At 71.8% G+C, this 8,459-nt stretch carries 6 protein-coding genes; 2 read left to right on the forward strand and 4 right to left on the reverse strand.

The window, feature by feature from the left end; translation table 11 throughout:
• Window positions 1-9 precede the first annotated feature (9 nt).
• The 3 genes from ABT300_RS24610 to ABT300_RS24620 are packed head-to-tail and all read right to left on the reverse strand — an operon-like array spanning window position 10 to window position 3,089.
• Window positions 10-603, reverse strand: coding sequence for a TetR/AcrR family transcriptional regulator (locus ABT300_RS24610; RefSeq protein WP_319279438.1), 594 nt, complete (start codon window positions 601-603; stop codon window positions 10-12).
• A gap of 54 nt (window positions 604-657) precedes the next feature.
• Window positions 658-2,331 (reverse strand): class I adenylate-forming enzyme family protein, encoded by a 1,674-nt coding sequence (locus tag ABT300_RS24615; protein ID WP_351679461.1) that lies wholly within the window; start codon window positions 2,329-2,331, stop codon window positions 658-660.
• On the reverse strand, window positions 2,328-3,089 hold the full coding sequence (locus tag ABT300_RS24620; RefSeq protein ID WP_351679463.1) for an SDR family oxidoreductase: 762 nt from the start codon (window positions 3,087-3,089) through the stop codon (window positions 2,328-2,330). Before ABT300_RS24620 ends, ABT300_RS24615 begins: the two co-directional genes overlap by 4 nt.
• Before the next feature lie 307 nt (window positions 3,090-3,396).
• On the opposite strand from ABT300_RS24620, the gene ABT300_RS24625 reads away from it, so the two are divergent.
• Window positions 3,397-4,866, forward strand: coding sequence for a serine-threonine protein kinase (locus tag ABT300_RS24625; protein ID WP_351679465.1), 1,470 nt, complete (start codon window positions 3,397-3,399; stop codon window positions 4,864-4,866).
• A 22-nt stretch (window positions 4,867-4,888) separates the two neighbouring features.
• On the opposite strand, the gene ABT300_RS24630 is transcribed toward ABT300_RS24625, so the two are convergent.
• A complete protein-coding gene (locus ABT300_RS24630) occupies window positions 4,889-7,678 on the reverse strand; it encodes a penicillin acylase family protein (RefSeq protein ID WP_351679466.1) in 2,790 nt (929 codons plus the stop codon).
• 220 nt (window positions 7,679-7,898) lie between these two features.
• On the opposite strand from ABT300_RS24630, the gene ABT300_RS24635 reads away from it, so the two are divergent.
• Window positions 7,899-8,459: hypothetical protein (locus ABT300_RS24635; protein ID WP_351679468.1), on the forward strand; the 561-nt coding region annotated here is incomplete at its 3' end.

The following is an 8,459-nucleotide window of genomic DNA, read 5'->3' on the forward strand; positions in this document are numbered from 1 at the left end:
GGGCGGCGCTCAGGGGCGCAGGGCCCGCAGCAGCAGGTCGGCCAGGTGGTCGGCGACCTCCTGTGCGCCCATCGGGCCGTCCGGCCGATACCAGGTCGACAGGTGGTGCACCGACCCGAAGTGGTAGTCCACGACGAGGTCGGCCGGGGTGGCCGTGGAGAAGACGCCGGAGGCCTGGCCCTCCTCGACGAGCGCTCTGAAGCGTTCGTGGTAGCGCCGGCGCTCGGACCGGACCTGCTTGTTCTTCTCCGGACTCAGGTGGTGCATCGAGCGGAAGAAGATCATCGCGTCGTCGAGGTTCTCGATGGTGGTGACGACGACGTCGGCCGCCGCCCCCCTCAGCCGCTTCTCGATCGGTTCGTCGGCGTTCGCGAAGGCGTCGAGCCGCTCCTGCTGGACGCGCAGCACGCGCGCGTACACCTCGTGCAGCAGGTCGTCCTTGGAGCCGAAGTAGTGGTAGAGGGCCCCCTTGGTGACGCCCGCCGCCTCGACGATCTCCTGCACCGAGGTGCGGTCGTAGCCCTGCTCGGCGAAGAGCCGGGTGGCGGCGGCGAGCAGCCGCTGCGGCACGGGAGTCCCGTCGCCGTCCGTGGTCCTGGGCACTGCCGCCACCTGCCTTCCTCGATGCCTTGTCGGCGCGTCTCGCCGGCTGTCGCGCTACTGACCGTCGTGCGTGCGGGAACGCAGTTCCCGACGGAGGATCTTGCCACTCGCCGTCTTCGGCAGGTCGGGCAGGATCTCCACCTGACGCGGGTATTTGTAGGCCGCCAGTCTGTCCTTGCAGTAGGCCGCGAGCGTATCGGCATCCGCGTCCGCGCCCGGACGCAGGCTGATGTACGCCTTGACGGTCTCCCCGCGATAGCCGTCCGGCACCCCGACGACGGCCGCCTCGCGCACCGACGGGTGGGTGTACAGCACGTCCTCGACCTCGCGCGGCCACACCTTGAAGCCGGAGGCATTGATCATGTCCTTCTTGCGGTCGACGACGTACAGCCAGCCCTGTTCGTCCATGAAGCCGATGTCCCCCGTGCGCAGCTCGCCGCCGGGGAGGGCCTCGGCGGTGGCCTCGGGCCGCCGCCAGTACCCGGGGACGACCTGCGGGCCCCGCACCACGATCTCGCCCGGCTCGCCGAACGGCGTCTCCGCGCCCCGGTCGTCGACGATGCGCACGACCGTGTCCGGGCCGGGCGCCCCGACGGCGAGGGTCCCGGAGACCGGGTCGACCGGCGCTTCGAGCTGTGGCGGCACCGAGGCGCAGGGGGCGGTGCACTCGGTGAGCCCGTAGCCGTTGCGGATGTACGGCCCGAAGCGGGAGCGGAACGTCTCCACCAGGGCCGGCGGCACGGGCGCGCCGCCGGAGGAGATGTGCGCGAACGACGCGAAGTGGTCCCGGGTGCAGGAGGGGTGGGCGGCGAGCGCCATGAACGCGGTCGAGGGGCCGACGGTGTAGTGCGGCCGGTGCTCGGCGAACGCCTCCAGCGTCACGCCCGCCTCGAAGCGGTACGTCAGGACGAGCGTGCCCGCGCCGTTCAGGCACGCGGCGAGCTGGCAGACCATGCCGGTGATGTGGAACAGGGGCGCGAGCGCGTAGTACACCGGCGCCTCGGGCAGTCGCAGTCCGGTGCGCTGCCGTTCGGCGTTGAACATGACGTTGCCGTGCGTGTTGACGGCGCCCTTGGGGGCGCCGCTGGTGCCCGAGGTGTAGCTGATCAGGGCGATGTCGGCGGGGGCGGCCTCGCGGCCCTCGGGGGCGCGGTGGCCGGCGCGGGCGACGGCGGTGAGGTCGTCGGCGTCGGGGGCCTGCGGGAGCCTTTCGAAGGCGAGCACGCGCGCGTCGCCGCGGGTCTGGAAGTCCAGCTCGCAGCCGGTGAGGACGACCCGCACCGGCGAGTCGGCGGCCGTCTCGCGCAGATAGGCCTCCCACGCGCGGTCGGAGCAGATCAGTGCGGCGACGTCGCCGTCCCGCAGGACGTGGGCGACCTCGCCCGCCTTGTACATCGGGTTGACCGGGACGACCGTCGCGCCCGCCTTCCACGCGCCGAGCACGGCGAGCACGAAGAGCGGGGAGTTCTGCAGCAGGACGGCGACCCGGTCGCCGGGCAGCAGGCCGCGGGCGGCGAGGTGACCGGCCACGGAGTCGCTGAGCTCGTCGGCCTCGCGGTAGCTGAGCCGGCCGTCGAAGTAGGCGAGGCAGGTGCGGTCCGGGACCTCGGCGGCGGACCTGCGGAAGGCGTGCACCAGGGAGTCGGCGGGCTCGATCGGGGCGCGCTGGGCGTCGTCGAGGAGCGCCAGCCACGGCTTGGCCCCGTAGCGCGAGGCGGGCGCCGTCACCCGGCCGCCTCCCACTTCTGCTGGAGATGGTTCATGTTGGCGAGCCAGCGGTCGGGATCGCCGGCGCGCACCTGGTAGTACCCGGCGACCTCGGGGTGCGGCAGGATCAGGAAGCGGTCCTCGGCGATGCCCTTGAACAGGGCGTCCGCCACGTCCCGCGGCTCGATCGCGGTCGGCTTGAGCACCAGGTCGCCGGCGCTGCCGGTGGCGTCCAGCATGTCGGTGCGCACGCCCTGGGGACAGATCGCGTGGACCTTGACCCCGCGGTGGCGGTAGGTCAGCGACAGCCACTCGGCGAAGGCGTACGCGCCGTGCTTGGTGACGCTGTAGGGGGCGGCGCCGATCATGGTGAGCAGGCCGGCCGCGGAGACGGTGGAGACGAAGCGTCCCCGGCCGCGCTCCAGCCAGTCCGGGAGCAGCGCGTGGGCCGCGCGGACGTGAGCCATCACGTTGACGTCCCAGGCCTGCGCCCAGACCGCGTCCTCGGCGGCCTCGGAGCCGCCCGAGGCGACTCCGGCGTTGGCGCAGTACACGTCGACGACGCCGTCGAGGGCCTCGCGGGCCCGGTCCACGACCGCCGAGGCGTCGCCGGGGACCGCGATGCCGCCGATCTCGTCGGCGACCGCCCGCGCCCGGTCCGCGTCCAGGTCGTTGACCACGACCCGGGCGCCCTCGGCGGCGAAGCGGCGGGCCAGCGCGGCGCCGATGCCGCCTCCCGCTCCGGTCACGACCACTCCGGCATCCTGCACGGCTTCCACCCTCGGTCTCCTTCGACGCGGCTGCGGCACGGATCGCGGCCCTCGGGCACGCTCCGGCTCCGCGACTCAGACTAACCAGTCGGTATGTGGCGATGGAAGGGCTGCTCCGGATTCCCGGCCGTTCGGCGCGCGCGGCTCGCACGGGCCCGGGACGGTCGCCTTCCGTGCGGACGAGGCGCGACAGGTCGTGACGAGACATGATGAGCCGGGACGAGACATGATGAGGCGTGACGTATGGCCAATCGTTCCCGTTCGCAGGACGATGCGCGCATCTGGCGCACCTGCTTGGGGAACGAGGGGGCCTGTCGTGGCAGAACCTGCGATGAGCGTGACGCCCTACTGGGAGCTGACCTTCGACGCCGACGGCGACACCGACGGCGCACGGCGCGACCGGCTGGCGGCCGAGGCGGCGCGGCGCGGCGTCCGTGACCTGATCGTCTTCGCGCACGGCTGGAACACCGACCGCTCCGCGGCGACCGGCCTCTACAGCCGCTTCTTCGCGCCGATGCCGGCCCTCGCCCCGGCCGCGAGGATCGGTTACGTCGGCGTGGTGTGGCCGTCGATGCGGTTCCCGGACGAGGCGATCCCCGACTTCCCTCGGTCCGTCGCCGCGGCGGCCGTCCGGCGTGGGGCGCTGGACGGGGAGACCCGGCACGCGCTGCTGCAGACCTTCCCGGACCGGGCGGCGGTGGTGGACCGGATCGGTCGGCTCCTGGAGCGGCGCCCGCCCGGAGAGGCCGCGCTCGAGGAGTTCGGGGGGCTGGTGCGGCTGCTGGCCGACGTGGCTCCGCAGGGGCCGCAGGCGCTGTTCGCGGCGGACACCCTGGCGGAGGGTCTGCCGCCGGACGGGCAGCCTGAGATGTTCGCCGGGCCCACGGCGGAGATCTGTGAGGAGTTCGCCCGTGCCCTGGCCGGACTCGACGCCGGAAGCACGCCGTCCGGCGACCCGGTGTCCGCCGGGTCGGCGGCCGGGGGTTCGGTGTCCGGAGGTTCGGTGTCCGGGGGTTCGGTGTCCGCCGGGTCGGTGTCCGGCGATCCGGTGCCCGGGGGATCGGGAGCGGGCCCGGAGCGCGGGGCCGTCGTCGCGGGGTTCTCGCTGCCCAACCCCTGGGACGGGGCGCACGAACTGCTGCGCCAGGCGGCGTACTACGCGATGAAGCGGCGGGCGGGGACGGTCGGCGAGCGCGGGCTCGGTCCGTTCGTGGGCCGGCTGGCCGCGGTCGCGCCGGCGGTGCGGGTGCATCTGGTGGGGCACAGCTTCGGCGGGCGGCTGGTGTCGTTCGCGCTGCGCGGACTGCCTGAAGGCGTGCGGACGGTCAAGTCCGTGACGCTGCTCCAGGGAGCCTTCTCGCACTACGCGTTCGCGGCGCGGCTGCCGCACGACGCAGGCGCGGGCGGGGTGCTCCAGGGACAGCAGCACCGTGTCGACGGACCTCTGGTGTGCTGTCACTCCTCCTTCGACGCGGCGCTCGGCACCATGTATCCGCTGGCCTCCCGGATGGCGGGCGACGCACGCGGGGCGGTCGAGGAGTTCGGCGTCGGCAGCCTGCTGGGCGCCAAGTGGGGCGCCATGGGGCACGACGGGGTGCAGGCGGTGCCCGGCACGCGTGCGTGCACCCTCGCCGAGGCGCTGGCCGGCCCGCTGCCGGCGTCGGGGTGCGTGAACGTGGACGCGGCCGCCGTCGTCCGGCGCGGCGGGGCGCCGGCCGGGGCGCACAGTGACATCGTGCACCCCGAGCTGGCGCGGCTGGTGCTGGCGGCGGGCCGCGTGCGCTGACCCGCCGCCGTTCCTCAGGGCCTCACCGGTGCGAGGTGAACTCCACCACCTGCTGGAAGGTGGGCCGGTTCTGCCAGCTGATGTTGCCGTGCTTGATGCCGCCCAGGGTTCGCTGCACGATCGAGTCGGCGCACCACTGGTTGCCGGCCGTCGTGCAGAGCTTGTCGGCCGGGTAGACCTGGGCCGCGGTCTTGCCGGCCGCCGTCTTCAGGGTGCTGATCAGGACGTCCCGGCAGCCGCTCAGGGTGCCGCCGCCGCAGTACTTCTGCGTCAGCCCGCCCTGCACGGTCTCGCCGAGCACGGCGCGGACGTCCTTGTCGACGTAGCTCCACCAGCCGTACTGGAAGGAGCTGCCGGCGTGCGATCCGGTCGGCCCGTGGGCGGCCGACGGGGCCTCGTCGATGGGCAGGTTGGCGCCGAAGGCGTTGTAGAGGGCCGTGCCCAGACCGGGTTCGAACTCGGCCTTGACCAGCAGCGGCCACCACGCGTCCAGGATGCGGATCGCGTCGGCGTCGGCGTACGTCTTGGAGCCCGCCGTGGTCTCCGTGCGTCTGCCGCCGGCCGTCAGCCAGGTCTGCAGCTTGGTCACGGCGGCCGCCGCGGCGGAGTCGGTGACCGTCGAGCTGTTGATCACCTTCAGCAGGTCGGGCAGGACGTCCTCGGCCCGCAGGTCGACGAGCGCCGCCTCCGCCATCGCCTTCGTCAGGGACGCGCGCGTGACGCCGCCGGCCGCGACCAGCTTCTTCACCCGGTCCTCGAGGAGGTTGCCGCGGTGCACGGACCCGTCGCCCCACGAGGCCGTCGTGTAGTTCTTGGCCTGCTTGTTGTTCCAGGAGATGTAGTAGTCCTGGTCGACGGAGTTGGGGTGCGCCGAGGCCGGGGTGTACTCGGCCGTGTTGGTGGCCGGCGTCCAGTTCTTCCACTCGTAGGCCGCCTGCGCCCACACCGGGAACTCGGCGTCGACGCCGCTCGCGCGGACCGGGTTGTCGCCGCTGTTGTAGTACGCGGTGTGCGTGGAGTCGGCGTAGAACCAGTTGAACGTGTAGTTGATGTGCTGCACCGCGCTCTGGAAGGTCTGCGGGCTCTTGACGTAGTCCGGGTCGTTCAGCATCTGGAAGCCGATGATCGAGTCGGCCTCGTGCATGTAGGACGACCGCAGGGTGGTGTAGGCGACCTTCTTGCCGCCCACGGTCGCGCGGTACTCCACGGGCCCGTACTTCGTGCGGTAGACGCGCATGGTGTACGAGCCGGCGGCCGTCCCGTCGGCGGTGGTCGGCTTCCAGGCGTTCTTCTGCTCGATGACGTCCATCGCCGTGCAGACGCCGTGGTACAGGTAGTGGTAGTCGTCCTGGCACAGTTCGACCGCGTAGGAGTCGATGATGTCCTGGCCGGACGTCGTGGCGCTCCACGCGTAGTCCTGGCCGCGGCCGAGTTCGACGTACATGCTCAGGCCCGCGAAGGAGGCGCCGCGGGCGCTGATGCCCGGGCCCTGGATCTCCTGGAGCATGAGCAGTTGCGGGGCGAAGTAACCGGTCTGCGGGCCGAAGACGGCGATCGGGTGGCCGCTCGCGGTGGACTTGCCGCTCACCACGAGGGCGTTGGACATGCCGCGCTTGGCCGAGCTGAGGGCTGCGGCGGTCGCCTTGGCGGTGGCGGCGGTCGCGCTCGCGTCGGCGCCGGTGCCCGTGGCGTCGTAGACCAGCGGCTGCGAGGCCACCGAACCGGCGTCGGGCAGCGCCTCGCCCTGCGCGGTCGCGGGCTTGCCGCCGTAGGGGAAGCTCTCGCCGTTGTGGACGGTGAGGACGGCCTCGGGGTCGTTGCGTTCGCGGAACGCCTCCCAGACCTGGGTGCCCTGCTCCACGCCGTACTTCTCCTGCGCGGCGAGCAGTGAGACGGCGTTGTTGACCTCGCCGCCGCCGCCCGAGCCGAACAGCGCGCCGATGACCGAGGCCAGCGCCACCAGGTCGGTGATCTTGAAGTGGTCGATGGTGCCGGCGTTGGTGATTGAGTCCTTGTGTCCGGTCAGGACGTATTCACCGGGGAAGTAGCGGCCACTGTCGGAGGCGTCGATGTAGGCGTTGACGCCTGCCAGATAGGCGCCTGCGTCGGCGAGAGCCTGCTGGCCGCGAGCGCCGTTGACGGCGACGGCGTTGTCGATCTGGGCCTGGAGGTCTGCCTCGGTGTACGGAGCATTGCGCCAGAACTGCTGCTCGAGACCCTGGTTGGAGGGGTCGCCGCCCGCGAACGCGGTCAGCTGGCCGCGCCCGACATGACGGAAGACGTCCATGAGCCACAGCCGGTCCTGGGCTGCGGCGTACCCGGCGCCGAACTCGGTGCCGTAGCGGGTGGTGCCCGAGATGTGCGGTACGCCCGTCTTCTTGTCGCGGACGATCGTCACGTCCGTGCGGCCCGCGGGCTTGACGGTCGAGGCGACCTGGTCGGCGGGGACGCCGAACGACGCGTCGTTGAAGAAGGTGTTGATCGTGGCGTTGGTGAGGGTGGGGTAGCCCTTGGCGAGGTTGGCGTAAGGGCCGAGCTGGTCCTCCGCGTGTTCGGGCTGGGCGCCGAACGCCTGGTTGAGGAGGATCTGCGCCAGGGTGGCGTTGCCGTTCTCGCCGGGCGGCAGGATGTCGGAACACTGTCCGCCGCAGTAGTCGTTGGCGGCCGTGACCTCGGCCGCTGCCGCCACTTGGGTAAGAGGCGACAAAAGTCCGGCGATCAGAACGCATATGGAAGCGGTCTTCAGGAACCCGGGGAATCTGCCGGGAGTTCTCAGTCTGTCGAGAGAGTTGCGGGGGGTTCGCCGAGGCATCGGCTGCTCCTAGCGACGGGGGTGGCCGAAAGGTTACCGCCGGTATCCCCGGGATTGAAGATGAACATGCGTCAAGTTTTCGGCTTCTGGAGGTCGTCGTAGATCGGGTCGTAGATCGGATGGAGCCGAATCGCTTGTCGATACGTCTATTCGACGACGTCCGTGCGACGACGCCGAAGTGACCGAAGCTCAGGTGCAGATGTGACGGAGGTGCAAGGCGATGGCCGGTTTCCGGAGTCTGGCGAGACAGGTGCGCGACCCGCGGTGCGATCTGGCGCTGCGGCGGTATTCGCTCCGCAAGTGCCTTGAGCGGTTCGCCCCCTACGGGCACAGGGCGACCTGGGACCATCTGTGCTCCCGGGCCGGGTTCGGCCCGGAGGACCGCTCCCCCGATCCGGCGCGGCTCGTGGCCGCGTTGGACGAGCTGGAGGCGGCGCGCGCGGTGTGGCTGACCTATGAGGGCGAGTTCGCCGAACGCCGCAAGAAGGAGAAGCACGACGGGCTGCGACGGCCCGGAAGCGTGGACGACTGGCACCGCCTGACCTGGGGCGGTTTCGGCGTCGCCTGGTGCGACGACCCGCGGCTCCATCCCCGTGAGCCGCTGGCCGACGTGCTCCGCAAGCTGATCGCCGCGCTGGAGCGCGCGCCGGGCACCGGTTGCCCGGTGTGCGGCGGCGAACGACTGCCCTGGAAGTACGAACTGGACCACGAACCGTCGGCGGGGCCGGTCTGCGCGGACTGCGGAATCCTCGTCCCGCGCCCTGTGCTCACACCCGAGGCG

The organism is Streptomyces sp. NPDC001027, from assembly GCF_040299045.1.
GTDB lineage: Bacteria > Actinomycetota > Actinomycetes > Streptomycetales > Streptomycetaceae > Streptomyces.

Excerpts from the sequence above, each read along its gene's own strand:
- ABT300_RS24630 (WP_351679466.1), bottom strand. The coding sequence starts at position 7,678 with ATGCCTCGGCGAACCCCCCGCAACTCTCTCGACAGACTGAGAACTCCC.